The organism is Candidatus Amarolinea dominans, assembly GCF_016704685.1.
Lineage (GTDB): Bacteria > Chloroflexota > Anaerolineae > SSC4 > Amarolineaceae > Amarolinea > Amarolinea dominans.
In genome coordinates this window covers 60,094-78,205 of sequence record NZ_JADIZS010000020.1, presented here as the reverse complement: position 1 = coordinate 78,205, position 18,112 = coordinate 60,094, and the positions used below count along the sequence as shown (strand labels likewise).

The 18,112-nt window shown below is 64.0% G+C and carries 17 protein-coding genes and 1 tRNA gene; all 18 read left to right on the top strand.

What is annotated here, in order from left to right; translation table 11 throughout:
- Window positions 1-151: 151 nt before the first annotated feature.
- The 18 genes from IPF85_RS14410 to ftsA all read left to right on the top strand — a co-directional run bounded on the left by IPF85_RS14410 (window position 152) and on the right by ftsA (window position 18,057).
- Window positions 152-227, top strand: a tRNA-Glu gene (locus IPF85_RS14410).
- A gap of 306 nt (window positions 228-533) precedes the next feature.
- On the top strand, window positions 534-965 hold the full coding sequence (locus tag IPF85_RS14405) for a division/cell wall cluster transcriptional repressor MraZ (protein ID WP_343408775.1): 432 nt from the start codon (window positions 534-536) through the stop codon (window positions 963-965).
- 2 nt (window positions 966-967) lie between these two features.
- A complete protein-coding gene (rsmH, locus tag IPF85_RS14400) occupies window positions 968-1,906 on the top strand; it encodes a 16S rRNA (cytosine(1402)-N(4))-methyltransferase RsmH (protein ID WP_343408774.1) in 939 nt (312 codons plus the stop codon).
- A 31-nt stretch (window positions 1,907-1,937) separates the two neighbouring features.
- Window positions 1,938-2,303 carry a hypothetical protein gene (locus IPF85_RS14395; protein ID WP_343408773.1) on the top strand — a complete coding sequence of 122 codons (366 nt, stop codon included), beginning with the start codon at window positions 1,938-1,940 and terminating at the stop codon, window positions 2,301-2,303.
- Between the two features lie 30 nt (window positions 2,304-2,333).
- A complete protein-coding gene (locus IPF85_RS14390) occupies window positions 2,334-4,034 on the top strand; it encodes a penicillin-binding protein 2 (RefSeq protein WP_343408772.1) in 1,701 nt (566 codons plus the stop codon).
- A gap of 7 nt (window positions 4,035-4,041) precedes the next feature.
- Window positions 4,042-5,613 carry a UDP-N-acetylmuramoyl-tripeptide--D-alanyl-D-alanine ligase gene (murF, locus tag IPF85_RS14385; protein ID WP_343408771.1) on the top strand — a complete coding sequence of 524 codons (1,572 nt, stop codon included), beginning with the start codon at window positions 4,042-4,044 and terminating at the stop codon, window positions 5,611-5,613.
- A 4-nt stretch (window positions 5,614-5,617) separates the two neighbouring features.
- On the top strand, window positions 5,618-6,619 hold the full coding sequence (mraY, locus tag IPF85_RS14380) for a phospho-N-acetylmuramoyl-pentapeptide-transferase (protein WP_343408770.1): 1,002 nt from the start codon (window positions 5,618-5,620) through the stop codon (window positions 6,617-6,619).
- 10 nt (window positions 6,620-6,629) lie between these two features.
- Window positions 6,630-7,088, top strand: a complete 459-nt coding sequence (locus tag IPF85_RS14375) for a hypothetical protein (protein ID WP_343408769.1) — start codon at window positions 6,630-6,632, stop codon at window positions 7,086-7,088.
- 1 nt (window position 7,089) lies between these two features.
- Entirely contained in the window at window positions 7,090-8,544 is a 1,455-nt protein-coding gene (murD, locus tag IPF85_RS14370) for a UDP-N-acetylmuramoyl-L-alanine--D-glutamate ligase (RefSeq protein WP_343408768.1), read from the top strand.
- 13 nt (window positions 8,545-8,557) lie between these two features.
- Window positions 8,558-9,955 carry an FtsW/RodA/SpoVE family cell cycle protein gene (locus IPF85_RS14365; RefSeq protein ID WP_343408767.1) on the top strand — a complete coding sequence of 466 codons (1,398 nt, stop codon included), beginning with the start codon at window positions 8,558-8,560 and terminating at the stop codon, window positions 9,953-9,955.
- Window positions 9,846-10,943, top strand: coding sequence for a glycosyltransferase (locus tag IPF85_RS14360; RefSeq protein WP_343408766.1), 1,098 nt, complete (start codon window positions 9,846-9,848; stop codon window positions 10,941-10,943). The genes IPF85_RS14365 and IPF85_RS14360 overlap by 110 nt, the downstream gene beginning before the upstream one ends.
- Before the next feature lie 43 nt (window positions 10,944-10,986).
- The gene (locus tag IPF85_RS14355) at window positions 10,987-11,583 is read left to right on the top strand and encodes a hypothetical protein (protein ID WP_343408765.1); all 597 of its coding nucleotides are present in this window, start codon (window positions 10,987-10,989) and stop codon (window positions 11,581-11,583) included.
- A 12-nt stretch (window positions 11,584-11,595) separates the two neighbouring features.
- Window positions 11,596-12,114: a CvpA family protein gene (locus tag IPF85_RS14350; protein ID WP_343408764.1), complete on the top strand. Its 519-nt coding sequence runs from the start codon at window positions 11,596-11,598 to the stop codon at window positions 12,112-12,114.
- 7 nt (window positions 12,115-12,121) lie between these two features.
- Window positions 12,122-13,594 carry a UDP-N-acetylmuramate--L-alanine ligase gene (murC, locus tag IPF85_RS14345; RefSeq protein WP_343408763.1) on the top strand — a complete coding sequence of 491 codons (1,473 nt, stop codon included), beginning with the start codon at window positions 12,122-12,124 and terminating at the stop codon, window positions 13,592-13,594.
- 27 nt (window positions 13,595-13,621) lie between these two features.
- Entirely contained in the window at window positions 13,622-14,569 is a 948-nt protein-coding gene (gene murB, locus IPF85_RS14340) for a UDP-N-acetylmuramate dehydrogenase (protein WP_343408762.1), read from the top strand.
- Between the two features lie 124 nt (window positions 14,570-14,693).
- Window positions 14,694-15,830 carry a D-alanine--D-alanine ligase family protein gene (locus tag IPF85_RS14335; protein ID WP_343408761.1) on the top strand — a complete coding sequence of 379 codons (1,137 nt, stop codon included), beginning with the start codon at window positions 14,694-14,696 and terminating at the stop codon, window positions 15,828-15,830.
- 6 nt (window positions 15,831-15,836) lie between these two features.
- Window positions 15,837-16,703: an FtsQ-type POTRA domain-containing protein gene (locus IPF85_RS14330; RefSeq protein ID WP_343408760.1), complete on the top strand. Its 867-nt coding sequence runs from the start codon at window positions 15,837-15,839 to the stop codon at window positions 16,701-16,703.
- Window positions 16,704-16,833: 130 nt separating this feature from the next.
- A complete protein-coding gene (gene ftsA, locus IPF85_RS14325; protein WP_343408759.1) occupies window positions 16,834-18,057 on the top strand; it encodes a cell division protein FtsA in 1,224 nt (407 codons plus the stop codon).
- Window positions 18,058-18,112: the final 55 nt, after the last annotated feature.

The window sequence follows — 18,112 nt, the reverse complement described above, 5'->3', positions numbered from 1 at the left end:
CCTATTCTTGTCCGCATTTCGGTCAGGAAGATGCGGGAGCCTATTCTTTGACAAGCCCTTAGTGTACCATTGCCAGGGGATAGATGCAATTTTCTGGCCTGAAACTAAAACTTGACAGCATTCCCGTCCTCGTTATAATGTCACTGTCCACGGCGCATTCGTCTAGGGGCCTAGGACGCCGCCCTCTCAAGGCGGTGACAGGGGTTCGAATCCCCTATGCGCTACCAGGCGGGGCCTTCATGCATCAGCATGAAGGCCCCTTCTTTTTCCCATCTCCATGGCTCATACCGGGACGTAAACCGCCACTTCCGTATCTTTGTGTCCCGGCGTCGTAGCGCACCCCTGCGGTCGCCCACGCGGGCAGGCGCAAGGCCATGCCCGCTGTTGCCCAATTTCACGAACATGACCAAAGTCACCCCTCAGGGGACTAGACAAATTGAAAATTCCCTGTATAATAAGGCTAAGTGGGGAAGAGTGGGGAAAAATCCCTAAAAATTAGGCCAAAAATCGACTAAAGTGGGGAATAAGAACAAGTGTTCGTCGGTCGCACCGAACATGTGCTCGATAGCAAAGGTCGCCTGACCATTCCGTCCCGATACCGCACCGCGTTGGCGCCTGGCGGGATGGTGACCCGCGGCATGGGTGACTATCTGATCGTCCTGCCGTTGAGCGAATGGCAGGGCCTGGCCGAGCGCCTGCAGGATAAGCCCATGCTGACCGATCTGGCTATTGGGGAGCTGCGCCGCTGGTTGTATGCGGAGGCGGCCGATGTGGAACTGGATACCCAGGGCCGTTTCATTCTTCCACCCGACCTGCGCGCGTTTGCCAGCATCACCGATAGTGTGACGGTGGCCGGTGTCGGTACGCACCTGGAACTGTGGGCGCCTACCTTGTGGCAGGATCGCCGTGCGCACCTGATGCAGGACAACGAGATGACGTCGCTCTTTCGGGCGCTGAGCATTTAGGGGTGGCCGCGTACCCGCCGGCTGACGAGGGTCATGTCCCGGTCCTGCTCAACGAAACCCTGGCTGCGCTGGCCCTGACCCCGGGCGCCGATGTGATTGATGGGACATTAGGCGGCGCCGGTCACGCCGAAGCGATCTTGCAGGCGATAGCCCCCAACGGTCGCCTCCTGGGTTTGGATGCCGACCCGGCCGCAGTGGCCCGTGCGCGTATGCGCCTGGCGCCCTTTGGCGAGCGTGCCATTCTGGCGCAGGCCAATTTCGATCAGATGCGCATCGTGGCCGGCGCGTACCGGCTGGCGCCGGCGGCGATCCTGCTCGACTTGGGACTGTCATCGTATCAATTGGCCGGTGACGACCGCGGCTTTAGTTTCTTGAGCGCAGGCCCTCTTGACATGCGCTTCAACCCGGCCGCGGGCCGTTCGGCAGCCGACCTGGTCAATACGTTGGACGAAGTTGAACTGGCCGACCTGATCTTCCGCTATGGCGAGGAGCGCTTCTCGCGTCGGATTGCGCGTGCCCTGGTGACGGCTCGCCCGCTGTCTGAGGCCAGGGTGGTGGCCGCGGTGATTGCCCGGGCGACGGGTGGTCGTCATGAACGCATTCATCCCGCGACGCGCACGTTTCAGGCGCTGCGCATCGCGGTCAACGATGAGTTGGGCGCGTTGGAGAGGGTATTGCCCCAGGCCCTTGACCTGCTGCAAATCGCTGGGCGCCTGGTTGTCATTAGCTTTCATTCGTTGGAAGATCGCCTTGTCAAGCAGTTCATGCAGCGCGAAGCCAGCGACTGTATTTGCCCGCCCCGTTTGCCGGTCTGTGTGTGTGGGCATCGTGCCCGTCTGCGCTTGAGCGTGAAGAAACCGATTGCGGCCACGGAGGCTGAGGTGAGCCGCAACCCGCGCAGCCGCAGCGCGCATCTGCGAGTGGCAGAAAAAATCGCCTGAGATCAGAGTAGAAAAACAAGAGGAGACCCCTATGTTATATCCGACGCCAAGAACGTTGTGGCGACCGCAGACCATCTTCAACCGCCGTCGCCGTCTGACGACCGGCGAGCAAACGGCGCTCTATCTGGCCGTGCTCTTCGTGGTATGCCTGGCTTTCTTCGCCCTGCTCTTGCCCAACGGTGAGATGGCGGCGGCTCAGCATGAGATTTATACGGCCCAAGCGCGCTACCAGCAATTGCTCATCACCAACGCCGAGCTGCGCGTCGAGATCAGTCAGTATGCCAATATGGACGCGCTGGAGGCGCGGGCGCGGGCGGCTGGCTTTGTCCCGGCTGACCGTCGCATCTATGTTGTTGTGTCCGGCCTGCCAACGGCATTTGGCCCAACAGGCCAGTAGTAGAAGGGGCCAATTATCATGGATTCCCTGATGCAACGCTCCCTGCCACGGGTGAGAGCCGTTTTTGCCATCATCGTTGTGGTGCTCACGGTGATTGGTCTGCAGCTCGTGCGCCTGCAGGTGATCAAGGCGGCGGCTGCACCGGTGGCAGAAGGTCACAACCAATACGGCAGCCTGCTGCCGCCCCACCGCGGCAACATGGTGGATCGTGCCGGCAACCTGTTGGCCACCGATGGCGTGCGCTACCAGGTGGCGATCGCCGGCGCCATTACTGAAACGACCATCATGTCGCTGACGCAACGTTTGGCGCCCTGGCTGGAAATGCCCCCGGCCGAGTTGGAAAGGCGCCTGCGCAACCATGGCCAGGGCGTGACGGTGCTCAAGTTCTATGCCCGTCAGGCGGCTGCCGCAGAGATCGAGCGTTGGAACACGGATTACCTGCGCGTGGAGCGACTCGCACGCCGCTTCTACCCAGAGAATACCGACGCCGCCTTCGTGCTCGGCCTGGCCACCGCCGACCAGATTGGCCGCTACGGCGTCGAAGCCAAGTACGACGCCTTCCTGCGCGAGAATGGCGACATGGCCGTCACCAATCTGGAGAATCACCTGCGTGCTTTATCTCCTGATTTTAGCCTGGATATTCCGTCGCCCGTGGGCCGCGATCTCGTGCTGACCATTGACCGCCGCATTCAGGCCATCGTGGAGGATGAACTGAAGTTCGCCGTTGATTACTACGGCGCAACCGGCGGCACCATCATTGTGATGGATCCAAAGACGGGCGAGATTTTGGCCATGGCGTCTGCACCCGGCTACTCGCCCAATACGTTTTATGAGGTGCAGGCCGCGCCCGACCAGCATGACCCATTCAGCGATCCCGCCACCGGGCTGCTGTATGAGCCAGGGTCAGTGTTCAAGATCGTCACCATGGCCGCGGGCCTGGATTCGGGCAAGGTGACACTCGATCAGAAGTTCAAGGATGTGGGCGTCCTGGAAGTAGGCGAACGCGAGATTCGCAACTCGGACCGCCAGGCGCATGGCGAGGTCGCCATTCCCACGATCCTGCAGCGTTCCTTGAACATCGGTTCGGCGCAGGTGGCCCTGGCCATGGGCGCCGACACATTCTATTCCTATGTCGAGCGCTTTGGTTTCGGTAATGTCACCGGCGTTGATCTGTCCGGTGAGGTGCGCGGCATCGTCAAGAGGCCCAAGTCCAGCGCGCAGTGGAGCCCGTCCGATCTGGCTACCAATGCCTTCGGCCAGGGCATCAGCGTGACACCCATGCAGATGATTTGCGCGGTGTCGGCGGTCGCCAATAACGGCGTCATGATGCGCCCCCATGTGGTCAAGGCCATCGTGGATCACGGGCGCTGGTTCGAGATCGAACCGTCGCCGGTGCGCATTGCCATCTCACCCCAGACCGCCCGCCTGATGACCGATATCCTGGTCAGCGTGGTGGAGAACGGCGGCACCAATCAAGCCGCCGTGCCTGGCTATCATATCGCCGGCAAGACCGGCACGGCTGAGATTCCGGGGCGTACAGCCTACGACTCTGACCTGACGATTTCGACCTATGTCGGCTATGCACCGGCCGCCGACCCTCGTTTCGTGGTGCTGGTCAAGCTGGACAAGACGCGGCTGTCGGTTTGGGCAGGGCACACCAGTGCTCCCACCTTCCAACGGCTGGCGCGACGCCTGTTTGCCCTTCTCAACATTCCGCCCAGTGACGGATGAATCGCTCATGCAACTGACCTTGTCACACCTGCTCGCCGTGTTGGCCAACCCGGCAGCAATCAGCCTGAACACCCCTTCCCCCGCGACGGTCTCCGATCTCCGGTCTCCGATCTCCGATCTCCGGTCTCCGGTCTCCGGTCTCCGGTCTCCGGTCTCCGATCTCCGGTCTCCGATCTCGACCGTCGTAGTTGATTCGCGGCAGGTGCAGCCGGGCGCGGTATTCGTGGCCCTGGCTGGGGAACGCACCAATGGCCATTCCTTTGTGACCGACGCCTTGCACCGGGGGGCCGTGGCGGCTATCGTGGAGCAGGACGTGGTTCCAGATGCTGAGTGTTGGATCGTGGATACCCGAGCATTCGTGCTCCAGCACTCAGCCTCATCTTTCAGCCCACCCCCGACGGGCCGGCCGCTGCTGCTGCGCGTGGAAAACTCGCTGCAGGCGCTGCAAGCCTGGGCCGCGGCCTGGCGCGCGGACGTAGGCGCGGTCAGCGGCCTGCGGGTGATCGGCATCACCGGCAGCGTGGGCAAGACGAGCACCAAAGAATCGGTAGCCTCCGTGCTGGCGCGGCGCTTTCCCACGCTCAAGAGTGTGGGCAACCAGAACAATGAAATTGGCGTGCCCCTGACCCTGCTGCGCCTGACGCCGGCCGACCGGCGCGCGGTGCTGGAGATGGGCATGTACTACTTGGGCGACATTGCCCTGCTGGCGCGCCTGGCTCAGCCCCAGGTGGGCGTCATTACCAATGTGGGGCCAGTGCATTTGGAGCGCGCTGGCAGCCTGGAGCGCATTGCCCAAGCCAAAGGCGAACTGATCGAAGCCCTGCCGGCCTCTGGCGTGGCCATTCTCAACCAGGATGACCCCCTGGTGATGGCCCTGGCACCGCGCAGCGCGGCGCGGGTCTTCACCTACGGCCTCGACAGCCGCGCCGATCTCTGGGCTGATGAGATCAGCAGCGAAGGGCAAGAGGGCATCCGTTTTGCCCTGCACTACGAGGGCGACCATCTGCATGTCAAGGTGCCCATGCTGGGGCGCCACAGCGTACACACGGCGCTGCGTGCCGCGGCCGTGGGCCTGGTGGAGGGACTGAACTGGCAGGAAATCATCGAAGGCTTGCAGGATGTGCAGGCGCAGCTACGCCTGGTGGTGGCGCCCGGCCTGCGTGGCAGCATGGTGATTGATGACACCTACAGCGCCAGCCCGGCCGCCACCCTGGCCGCGCTCAACCTGTTGGCCGACCTGGCGGTGCCATCTGGCGCTCGCCGCATCGCCGTTCTGGGTGACATGCGCGAACTGGGCGATCAGACGGAGATTGGGCATCGCAAGGTGGGCCAGCGTGCGGCCGATGTCGCGGGGAAACTGGTCGCCGTGGGGCCGCTGGCTCGCCTGATTGCGGCTGAGGCGCTCAGCGCCGGCATGGCGCCGGGCAATGTGGCCCAGGTGAATGACAACGCCGGCGCCGTGGCCGTCTTGCGCAGCATGGTGCAAAGCGGCGACTTGATCCTGGTCAAAGGCTCGCGTGCCCTGCATTTAGAGGAAATTGTGGCCGCTCTCAGCCGGCCGGAAAGCGAGGACGTGTAGGAAAATGGCCTATTCGTTGACGCTGGGCGCCATCGCCTTTTTTCTGGCCGTCATTTGGGGCCGGCCGCTGATCAACCTGCTGGTCCGCAACCGCATCGGCAAGCAGATTCGCATCGAGGGACCAACGACACACCAGGTCAAGACCGGCACACCCACCATGGGCGGCCTGATGATCCTGATCCCGGTTATCGTCATTACCAGTGCCCTCAACATCGCCAATCTGCTCGGCTGGAACATCATCGGCCGTTCCGTATTGGTGCCCATGACGGTCCTCTTGCTGTTTGGCCTGCTGGGCGCGGTTGACGATCTGGAAGGGGTGCGCGGCCGTCGCAGCAAAGGCGAGGGCATCCTGGGCCGTTGGAAGGCGCTGGCGCAGATCATCCTGGCGACCCTGGTCGTGCTTTTTTTGCATTTTGTCCTGGACCTGCGCAGCGTGGCCGTGCCAGGCATTCGGGAGAAGATTGAGATTGGCCTGTGGTACATTCCGGCGGCGGTGTTCATCGTGGTGGCCTTTTCCAACGCCGTCAACCTGACCGACGGGCTGGACGCGCTGGCCGGCAGCCTGGCGGCCAGCGCCTTCACCTGCTATGGCGTCATCGCATTCTTGCAGCAGCAGGTGTGGCTGGTGGCCTTCTGTTTCACGCTGGTGGGCGCCATCATGGCCTTTCTGTGGTTCAATGCGCACCCCGCTGAGCTGTTCATGGGGGACACCGGCTCCCTGGCGCTGGGCGCGACCCTGGCCGTGGTGGCCTTGATGACCGGCCAATGGCTGCTGCTGCCGGTGGTGGCCGCCGTCTACACCGCAGAAACGGTTTCCGTGACGTTGCAGGTGCTCTGGTTCAAGCTCTCGCGGCGCCTCTACGGCCAGCCGCGGCGCCTGTTCAAAATGGCCCCGCTGCATCATCATTTTGAACTGACGGGCTGGTCAGAGACGCAGGTCACGCAGCGGTTTTGGCTGGTGGGCATTCTGTGCGGCATGCTGGGCATTGCCCTGGCGTTACTCTGAGTAGGTGGCTATGGCACACATTGCACTTCATATCAACAGCCCGCAGTCGCTGCCGGCCACGGCCGGTCAAGCCATTGCCCTCGCGCTGCGCCCGGTCAGCCAGGAAATCCACCTGGCCCTGGAACAGGCGCAGACTGAGCGAGCCTTGAGCCTGGCCACGGTCACGCTGGCGGCCGCAAGCGCGCAGTTGACGACGCCCGCTGCCGGGCCTTTGGACGCGTGCCTGCACCTGCTGGCCATCGAGATTGCCGCCAGCCCGTTGACCTGCCTGGCCGATGGCACGCTGCAAGAAGCGCTGGAGGTCTGGATCGAACATCGCGCCTGGCGCGTCAGCCCGTTGGAAGGGCGCCGCCTGGCCGATCGCGTCGCTCAGCGCCTGAGCACCGGCACGGACGCGACTTGGAGCCAGCGCGTGGCCCCCAACGGTTATTGGCAGGCCAGCGTCTGGGCGCCGTTGACATATGGGTGAGATGATGAATTCGTCCTGGTTCAGAGGCAAGCGCATCGTCATTTTGGGCCTGGCCCGGCAAGGCACGGCCCTGGCGCGCTTCCTGGTTGGCCGGGGCGCGCATGTCACCATCAGTGACCTGCAGCCGGCCGGCGCCGCGTCTCTGGCCGCAGCCCAGGCCGCGGTGGCTGACCTGCCGCTGACGCTGGCCCTGGGCGGCCATCCGCTGGCGCTGTTGGACGATACCGACCTGCTGTGCCTCAGCGGCGGCGTCTCGCCTGATCTGCCGATCGTGCAGGCGGCGCGGGCGGCCGGCATCCCGCTCAGCAACGACTCGCTGTTGACCTTGCAGCAGACCGCGGCCTTCAGCGTGGGCATCACCGGCTCCAGCGGCAAGACCACGACGACGACCTTGACCGGCGCGATGCTCAAGGCCAGCGGACTGACGACCTGGGTCGGCGGCAATATCGGCACCCCGTTGATTGATCAACTGGACGCCATCGCCGCGAATGACCGCATCGTGCTGGAGTTGTCGAGTTTTCAACTGGAGCTGTTCGATCCCGCCCTATGCCTGGGCGAGCCGGTCAGCACCCGTGTGGCCGGCATGCTCAATGTGACGCCCAATCATTTGGACCGCCACCCTTCGATGGACGCGTACGCGGCGGCCAAGCGTAACCTGCTGCTGCATCAGCGCGCCGGCGATGTCGCGGTGCTTGGACTGGACAACGAGATCACCGCGGCCTGGTATGCGGCTTACGCGACGGCTGCAGGGCGCGGCCTGCCAGGCGCTGGCGTGCAGGTGTTGGGCTTCAGTCTGCTGACCGAGCCGCCAGTCGGCGCCTCCCTGCGCGGCGACGAGCTGCGCCTGCGCCTGCCAGGGCAGGCCGAGCAGCGGGTGTGTCGCGTCGCGGATGTGCGCCTGCGCGGCAGGCACAACATCGCCAATCTGCTGGCGGCCTTCTGCCTGAGCGGGGCGGCCGGCGCCAGCGTCGAGGCCATGACCGCGGTGGCAACGACATTCAGCGGCGTGGCCCATCGGCTGGAACTGGTACGGGTGCATGCCGGGGTGGCATGGTACAACGACTCGATTGCCACTGCGCCCGAACGGACCATCGCCGCGCTGCAGTCCTTCGACGAGCCGATCATTCTGCTGGCCGGGGGGCGCGATAAGCATCTGCCGTGGGATTTGCTGGCGCTGGCTGGTCGCGGCCGGGTGCGCCATGTCATTACCTTTGGCGAGGCGGCCGGCCTGATCGAACGTGCCCTGGCCGATTTTGCCGCCGCGCATCCTGCTGCGCCGGGCGCCGCGCCGTCGGTTCAGCATACGGACAGCCTGGCGCAGGCCGTGGCCCTGGCCGCGACCCTTGCCCAACCCTCGGATGTGGTGCTCCTGTCGCCGGGCGGCACCAGTTACGATGCCTATCGCGATTTTGCCGCGCGTGGCGAGCACTTCCGGGCGTTGGTTGACGGGTTGTGAGGGATTTTATAACATGAAGACAGCCAAAAACGTTGCTCTGCTCGATTACGGGTTGCTGGTTCTGACAGCAACTCTGATTGGTATTGGCTTCATCATGATTTTTAGCTCCAGCTACCAGCAGTCGGTGATGCGTTTCGAGTTGTCGCCCACCTATTTTGCGCAGCGCCAACTGCAATGGATTGTGGTCGGTACGGTGGCGATGTTGGCCTGTGCTCTGGTGAATTATCATCTGCTCGAACGCTACGCGACTCCCCTGTTGGGCACGATCCTGCTCCTGCTCGTGGCCGTGCTGCTCTTTGGCGAGGATATCTACGGCGCCAGGCGCACCCTGGCCGGTGGGTCGGTGCAGCCCGGCGAGGCCGCGAAGCTCATCATGATCATTTACGCCTCGGCCTGGCTCACCAGTAAGGGGGAGAAGATCAAACTGATCTCCTATGGCTTGCTGCCCTTTAGCGTCGTTTTGGGCATCGTGGCCGGGTTGATTATTCTGGAGCCGAACCTCAGCACCGCGCTGCTGATTACCATCACTGCGATGACGATGTTCTTCATCGCCGGCGCCACGCTGCGTCAGGTGATCGTGTGTGTGGCGATCTTCTTACTCACCTGCGGCCTGCTCTTTACGCGCTATCCCCATGCGCGCGAGCGCATTACGCAGATGATCAGCGCGGGCGGTGATCCCAGCCAGGGCACGAACGAGCAGGCGCAGCAGTTTGGCGACGCCTTCAAGAACGGCGGTCTGTTGGGCCGCGGCCTGGGCAATGGCGATCTCAAGACGAACATGCCGCTACCCTGGACTGACGGCATCGTGTCGGTCATCGGTGAGGAGTTCGGCTTGCCGGGCACTCTGTTCGTGGTGGCGCTTTACCTGGGATTGACCTTTCGCGGGCTGCGCATCGCTTCGCAGGCCGGGGACGGCTTTGGTTTCCTGTTGGCGTTTGGCATTACCATCTGGCTGGTCTATCAGGCCATCGTGCATGTGGCCGCGGCCACTGGGTTGGGGCCGCTCACCGGCGTGACGCTGCCCTTCGTCAGCTATGGCGGGTCGTCGCTGGTGATCAACATGTCAGCCATCGGCATTTTGATGAGTATCGCCCAGGGCACAGGGCAGGGCAAAAATTGGAAAGGGGCAGCGGTCAATGCGCGTTTTGATTTCTGGCGGGGGTACGGGCGGCCACGTCTATCCGGCCCTCGCCGTCTTCCAGGCACTGCAAGCACGACTCGACGCCGCACCGGCGGACGCCACATCCCGCGACCAGCCCCGCGCGGCGCAGTCATCAGCAGCGGCCGCGCCGCGCCGCGCAGTGCCGCCGTCAGCGGCGGACGCGCCGCCCCACGCCGCGCCGCGCCGCGTCGCCAGTTGGCCGCCGCCGCCCGTCTCTTCGGCCGCCGTCGCCCTTTACGTCGGCAGTGAGGACGGCGTGGAGCGCGACCTGGCGATGCGTGCCGGGCTGTCCTACCGGGCCATTGCCACCGGTCAACTGCGGGGACGGGCGCCCTGGACCGCCGCGGCCAACCTGCTGCGCATGGCGCACGGGGCGCGGCAGAGCGCCGCGCTCCTGCGTGAGTTTCAGCCGCAGGTCTGTTTTGTGACCGGCGGCTACGTCTGCACCCCGGTCGCGTGGGCCGCCAAGCGCATGGGCGTGCCTGTTCTGATCTATTTGCCCGACCTGACGCCGGGCCTGGCGATTCGAGCCTTGAGCCTGCTGGCCGCGCGGGTGGCGGTCTCGTTTCCTGAAGTGGCGCCGTGGTTCCCCGGCAAGGCGGTTGTCACCGGCTATCCGTTGCGGCCAGAACTGCACGCGGCAGCCGCCGACCGGCCCGGCGCCCGCGCTCATTTCAACCTGGCGCCGGATTTGCCGGTCTTGCTGGTGTTTGGGGGCAGTCGCGGCGCCCGCAGCATCAATCAGGCGTTGCTGGCCGCCCTGCCCGCGTTGGTCGGGCAGATGCAGGTCGTTCACATCAGCGGCACGCTCGACTGGCCGCAGGTCGAGGCGCAGGCAGCGGCCTTGCCAGAGTCGGTGCGGGCGCACTACCACGGCTTCGCCTACCTGCACGATGACATGGCCCTGGCCCTGGCCGCGGCCGACCTGGTGGTGGCCCGCGCCGGCGCCTCCACCCTGGGGGAATTTCCCCTGTTGGGGCTGCCGGCCATCCTGGCGCCTTACCCGTATGCCGGGCAGCATCAGGACGCCAACGCCGATTACCTGGTGCAGCGCGGCGCGGCCGTCAAGCTGCGCGATGAGGAACTGGCCTCCCGCCTGGCGCCGCTGCTGCTCGACCTGGTGCAGGATCGCACCCGTTTGGGGCAGATGGCGCAGCAGGCCGCCAGCCTGGCGCGACCGCAGGCTGCAGAGGCCATCGTGGATGAACTGTTGAGATTGGGAGCATCGCATGGCTGAGACCGATGTCCAGGGCATACGCATTGCCCTTGTCACCATTTTCTTGATCGCCATTGCCATGGCCTCCGGTTATCGTCGGGGCACGTTGCGGGAAGCGGCGACTACCGTGCTTCTCGCCTTTTTTGCTTCGCTGCCTTCGACCCCGCTGGGCGTTAGTCTTGTAGATTCCTTGAATTCCATTGCGCGCCAGGTCAAGGCGGTTGGATTTCAACTACAGGTGCTCATTCCTGGCATGCCCGATGCAAAGGCCGCGGTGAATACACTGAAAGACTGGCGTCTGATTCCCCTCCAGCAGCAGGAAGCGTTCATCTTCATTGTTTTCCTGGCAGGCATCTTTCTTGCCTATCGGGCAGGCAACATTGTTTTGACGTCGAAAAGAAGCCCGCCGTCAATGGGCGGCGCGTTGATGGGGTTGTTCAACGCGTACATCCTGGGACTGGTCCTGTTGCCCGACCTGCCGCGGGCCGTGCCGGCTCCCCAGGTCATCATGAACGGTAAGGAATTGACGCGGCAGGCCACTGAAACCTTCGCGCAGGTGGCGACGAGCATTGGCGTCACATTCTCGGCCGACAACATTCTGTTCGGGATCATCCTGTTGGTGGCGGTTTTGATGTACTGGGCGGTCGGCGAGCTGCGTTGAGGGTGATAACTCATGGGACCGATTGAAGCGCTCTGGGGCATCGTGGTGATCTTCTTCGTGATGATCAGCATCGTGCGCGGCTACAACAAGGAGCTTGGCTCGACTGTGTTGATCCTGGTGGCGCTGGTGGCCCTGAAGCTGCTGGATGGCCCGCTGACGACCGCGGTCAAGGCCGTTTTTCGCGGCGACAGCCAGAACCTGGCCCTGATGGTCACTTTTCAGGCGGTTTTCATTTTGATCGTCTTCGCCGGTTACTCCGGCGAAACCCTGATCTTCAGAGGCCAGCCGCGGCGCGGCAGCTCAGGACTGTTTTTCAATATCGTGTTCGGACTTGTCAACGGCATCCTGGTGGCCGGGACCTTGTGGCATTACATGGCTCTCTACAAGTATCCACTGCCCAAGAGCATACTCGATGCCACGAAGCTATCGGATTTTGCCAAGGCCGCGCCCGCACATCTGCCCCCGACGTTGCCGGTAACGGCCCTGGTGGCGCTGCTTCTTTTTCTGATCATCCTGCGGGTGCGGAAGTAGGGCGGCCATGCCAACGAACGAACGCAGCGCCTGGCGCACCTGGCTGGGACAGCCGCCGGGCAAAACCCCGCCCCGGCTCCATCTGATCGGCATTGGCGGCAGCGGCCTGGCGGCCATTGCCCGGGTTCTTTTACAACGGGGGTTTCGTGTGTCCGGCTCGGATCGGCAAGAGAGCGCGACCCTGGCCGAATTGCGCAGCCTGGGCGCCACGGCTTTCGTGGGGCACGCCGCGGCGCAGGTGGCGGGCGCTGACCTGGTCTTGATCTCCTCGGCGGTGCCGCCGGATAACCCTGAGGTGACCGCGGCGCAGGCGGCCGGCGTCCCGGTCGTCAAGCGCCAGGACTTCTTGGGGCCATTGCTCCACGAGCAGACGCTGATCGCCGTGGCCGGTACGCATGGCAAGACCACAACGACCGGCATGGTGGCGACCATCCTGATCGGCGCGGGGCGTCAGCCAGGCTTCATCGTGGGCGGGCTGGTGCGCAACCTGGGCGTCAATGCGGCCGCCGGCGCCGGGCAGGTCTTTGCCATCGAGGCCGATGAGTATGACCACATGTTTTGGGGCTTGCATCCCACGGTGGCGATCATCACCAATGCCGAATGGGACCATCCTGATTGCTACCCGACGGCGGCTCTGTTCGCCCAGGCGTTCGACCGCTTCGTGCGCCAGGTGCGGCCGGGCGGGTGGCTGGTGGCCTGCGCGGATGACCCTGGCGCGCAGCAGTTGGCGGCCGCGTACGCAACTGACGGCGGGCAGGTGGTGCATTACGGTCTCACGTCAGGGTCTTTACTACACGCAACAGAGGTTGATCTGCTGGCTGATGGCGGTAGTCGGGCCGTGGTGTGGCAGGGAGCGGAGCTGATGGGCACGCTGCGCCTCCAGGTGCCTGGCATGCACAATGTGCGCAACGCCCTGGCCGCGTTGGCCGCCTGTCAATGTCTGGGGGTGGCGCCGGCCGTGGCGTTGGCTCAGTTAGCAGCCTATCGGGGCGCGGGCCGCCGTTTCGAGACCAAAGGTGAGGTCAATGGCATCCGGGTGTTCGATGACTATGCCCATCACCCCACTGAGATTCGCGCGACGCTGGCCGCGGCGCGTCACCTGGCGGGCGCGGGCCGTGTGTGGGCCTTCTTTCAGCCGCATACCTACAGCCGCACCCTGGCCCTGTGGGGCGACTTCTGCCGGGCCTTCGGTGATGCCGACCAGGTGCTCGTCACCGACATCTTCGCGGCGCGTGAAACCGATCACCTGGGCGTGAGCGGCGCCGCACTGGCCGCGGCCATCGTTCATCCGGCCGTGCGCTACATCGCTCACCTGGAGGAGGCTGCCAACTACCTGGCGCAGGAGATGCAGCCCGGTGATCTGCTCCTGACCCTGGGCGCGGGGGACGGCTACCTGGTGGGAGAGATGGTATTGCGCATAGTCAAAGAGCATAACGGCACGAACGTTCGCCGCTCTCAGGACTTATCCACAAATGGGTAAATTGACCTTTTGCGGACTTGGTGTATAATGATTTTTGAGCTACACGCAAAAAACGAAACCGGATCACGTGACGCATTCGTCACGCGGGCGCAGGAGACTGGTTTCACGGTGACCCCTGATGTCCCACTTGCGGACTATACGACATTCAAGCTCGGCGGACCTGCCGATTTGCTGGTGATTGCCGAACGCATCACCGATTTGATCCGATTGGTCAACCTGGCGCGTGGCGCCGGTCTCCCTTTCTTTGTCCTGGGGGGCGGCAGCAACATTCTTGTCAGCGATGCAGGCGTGCGTGGCCTGGTCATTGTGAATCACTGCCGCCAGATTGCCGTGACTGGCACGACGGTGACCGCTGAGAGCGGCGCGCCGTTAGCCGGACTGGCTCGCCGCACCATTCGCCAGGGGTTGAGCGGCCTGCAATGGGCGGTCAGTGTGCCGGGAACCGTGGGCGGCGCGGTGATTGGTAACGCCGGCGCACACGGCGCTTGCATGGCCGACAACCTGGTCTCGGCCGAGGTGCTGGATGGGCAGGGCAACCTGACGCTGTGGGCGTTGGCCGATTTTGCCTATGCCTATCGGTTCAGCCGGCTCAAGCGCCCGGCGGACGCACAGACCCGCGGCGCGGTGGTGCTGACGGCCACCTTTCATCTGCAGGAGGCGGACCGCGCGGCCCTGGCTGAGCAAGCGGCGCGTTTTCTGGCTCACCGCCGTGCGACGCAGCCGGTGGAGGCCAGCGCCGGTTCTATGTTTCAGAACCCGCCGGGGGATTATGCCGGGCGCCTGATCGAAGCGGCCGGCCTGAAAGGGGTGCAGGTGGGCGGGGTGCAGTTCAGCCCGCTGCATGCCAATTTCATCGTCAACCTGGGGACGGGACGGGCGAGCGATGTCGTGGCCGCGATGGACCTGGCCCGCAGCCGTGTGCAGGCGCAGTTTGGCATCAGCCTGCAGCCGGAGATTTTGCTGGTTGGGGGGTAGGGGCATGGCCTTGCGCCTGCCCGCGTGGGCGACCGCAAGGGTGCGCCCCTACAAATTGAGAAGATACCCCCAGGCCGCGAACCATTGACAGACAACGTGTGTGAAGGGGAGATGAGGAGTCGCCATGAGTAGGCGCAAACTACGTGTCGGGGTATTGTTTGGTGGCAAATCGAGCGAGCATGATGTCTCGCTCGTTTCAGCGCGTTCGGTGATGGCTGCCATTGACAAGACCCGCTACGAGGTGGTGCCGGTCGGCATCGAACGCGACGGGCATTGGCTGCGAGGCGGCGACCCGATGGCGCAGTTGACTGCGGGCGAGTATGCCAGCCCTCTGCCGGCTGCGCAGTTGGCCCAGGACGCGGCGCCCCCGCGCGTTGATTTCGCCTTCCTCGCGGGGGAGACGGCCGTGCAACTGGTGAACGGCGCGTCGTCACCGATGGCGCCGCAGGTTGACATCATCTTTCCGGTGCTGCACGGCCCCATGGGCGAGGATGGCACGGTGCAGGGCCTGCTCGATCTGGTCAACATCCCCTATGTGGGCTGCGGGGTGCTGGCTTCCGCGTTGGGTATGGACAAGCTGGTATGCAAGGCGGCCTTCGCAGCGCAGCGGCTGCCACAAGTGCCTTATGTGGGCCTGCTGCGCCGGCGCTGGGAAGCGGAGCCAGACGCCGTACTCGCTGAACTGGAGGCGCAGTTGCCCTACCCGATGTTCGTCAAGCCGGCCAACATGGGTTCCAGTGTGGGCATCAGCAAGGCTCACAACCGCCTTGAGTTGGCGGCCGGTTTGCACGAGGCTGCGCGTTACGACCGCAAACTGGTGGTGGAGCAGGGTGTGGATGGCCGCGAGATCGAGTTGAGCGTGCTTGGCAACGATGACGATGTGCTTGTCAGCCTGCCGGGCGAGGTGGTGCCGGGCAACGAATTCTATGACTATGCCGCCAAGTATCTGCTGGACAACTCACAACTGCTCATCCCCGCGCCGCTGACCCCGGCCTTGACCCAGGAGGCGCAGGCCCTGGCTCGCGCCGCGTACCTGGCGCTGGATGGGGCCGGCCTGGCCCGCGTGGATCTGCTGCTCGATCGCGGCAGTGAGCGCCTGTTCATTAACGAAATCAACACCATGCCCGGTTTTACCAGCATCAGCATGTACCCAAAGCTGTGGGAAGCCAGCGGCCTGGCGTACGGTGCGCTGATCGAGCGCTTGCTTGAGCTGGCCCTGGCGCGGCATGCCGATCGGCAGCGCAACGTCACAACGCGGTGAGGGATTATGCCTGGCAACAAGATCGCCCGGCAGCGTACGCCGGTGGCAACGGCGGGCCGTTTTCGCCGGCGCCGGCGCTTTCGCTCCAGCGTCGTGGGGGGCGCTGTGCAGTTGCGGCGGGAGATGTGGCGCGGCAGCGGTTGGCAGATCACCAAATGGCCGACGTTTCTGCTCATCGGCGCTTTGGCGGGCCTGCTCTATGTGATGGTGACCTTTGACAATTTCTATGTTTACCGCGCCGACATCCGGGGTACGAGCCTGCTCAGCGCCGACGAGATCTACCAGGCGGCCGGGATCGAGGGCTACAATGTCTTTTGGCTCGATGAGCAGACGCTGGCGACCCGGATCCTGCGTCAACTGCCCTATGTGATCGGCGTTGATGCCCAGCTGCAACTGCCCAACCAGGTGCATTTGGTCATCACGGAGCGCCGTCCGCGTATCGCCTGGGAGACAAACCAGGGACAGGCCTGGGTGGATGAGCAGGGAGTTGCCCTGCCGCCGTTGCCGACGGCGCCGGCGCGGCCGCTGCTGCGACTGGTGGACTTGCAGCAGGCGACGATCGTGCCGCAGCCGGCGGGGCAGCCCCCCGTGATCGGCCCTGGCGGGCTACCGGTGGTACACATGCAGACGGAGGTGGTCCAGGCGCTGCTGACGCTGGCTACCCTGCTGCCGGGTACGCAAACCTTTTATTTCGATGCGCAGAACGGCCTGAATTTGCGGACAGCGGACGGCGCCAGCGTCATCTTCGGCACGAAGGGGGATCTGAATCGTAAAGTGGCTGTGCTGCAGGCCATTCAGGCCGAATGGAAAAAGATGGGACGCACGCCGGCGCAAATTGACCTGCGCGTCGCTGAGCGACCCTATGTGCGCTAAGGAATGAGAATTAAATAGGTGTCTGCTTTGGTGCTGTCTGTATGCTCAGAATTTGCTCGGAACTGGACAGTTGAAAAATTCTCATCGCAAACGGAAGATCGCCCGCCTGCGCGGCGGCTGAGGAGTTGTGTTGAGCAACCTGATTGCCGGCATTGATGTCGGCACCACCAAAATCTATGTGTTGGTCGGCGAACTGACCAGCGATGATACGATCCACATCATCGCTGTGGGTCAGGCGCCGTCACGCGGATTGCGGCGCGGTGTGGTGGTCAACATCGCTGAAGCCACGGCAGCCATCGGTCAGGCGGTGGAGCAGGCCGAGGCGGCCGCCGGGCAATCCATCGGCAGCGCGTACGTCAGCGTGGCCGGCAGTCATATCGCGTCGCTCAGCAGTCGGGGTGTGGCGCCGGTCAGCCGGGGGCAGCGTGGCATTAGCCAGGACGACATTAGCCGGGCGCTGGAGGCAGCACGCGCCGTGCCTATTCCGCACAACCGGGAGATCATTCACACCCTGCCTCGCTCGTGGACGGTGGATGAGCAACAGGGCATCCGTGACCCGATCGGCATGCATGGTTTTCGGCTGGAGGTTGATGCGCACCTGATCACGGGCGCGGCCTCGGCCATTGCCAACCTGGTGAGCTGCGTCACCGCTCACGATATCGAGGTGGACGAGCTGGTGCTGGGGCCGCTGGCGGCCGGTGAAGCGGTGCTGACGGCCGCTGAACGTGACATGGGCGTGGTGGTGGCCGACATGGGCGGTGGCACAACCGATGTGGCGCTCTTTCTGGAGAATGCGCTCTATCATGCCGTGGTCGTGGATGTGGGCGGGAACAACCTGACGCAGGATGTGGCGGTGATGCTGCATGCACCGTTCAAGATCGCCGAGGCACTGAAGGTGCGCTATGGTCATCTTCTGCCGGCTTCGCTGGCGCCCGACGACATTGTGCAGGTCAGTCCTTTCGGCGACCAGGGTCAAACCAGCGTGCCACGCGCTTTTTTGGCCGAAGTGCTGGAGGCGAGAGCCGAAGAGATTCTGGAGTCACTGCTGCGCGAGGTGAAGCGCAGCGGTTATGATGGGTTGTTGCCGGCCGGCATTGTGCTGACCGGAGGCACGGCGCTCTTGCCCGGCTGGGCGGAGATCAGCCGTCAGTATTTGCAGTTGCCGGTGCGCATCGGCGCGCCGCGCAGTAATATCAGTGGCCTGAACGAGGAACTGCGCAACCCGATGTATGCCACCAGTGTGGGGCTGCTCTTATGGGGCGCGGGTCAGCATGGCGGCAGCCGTCCGCGCACCGCGGCGATGCCCTGGCTGGAACGAGTGATGCATTGGTTGCGCAATTTGATACCAGGTTAGGCTTCTTAGTTACGTTTTTCGTAACTACGCAGACCCTAACGGTTTTCCCGGCAAA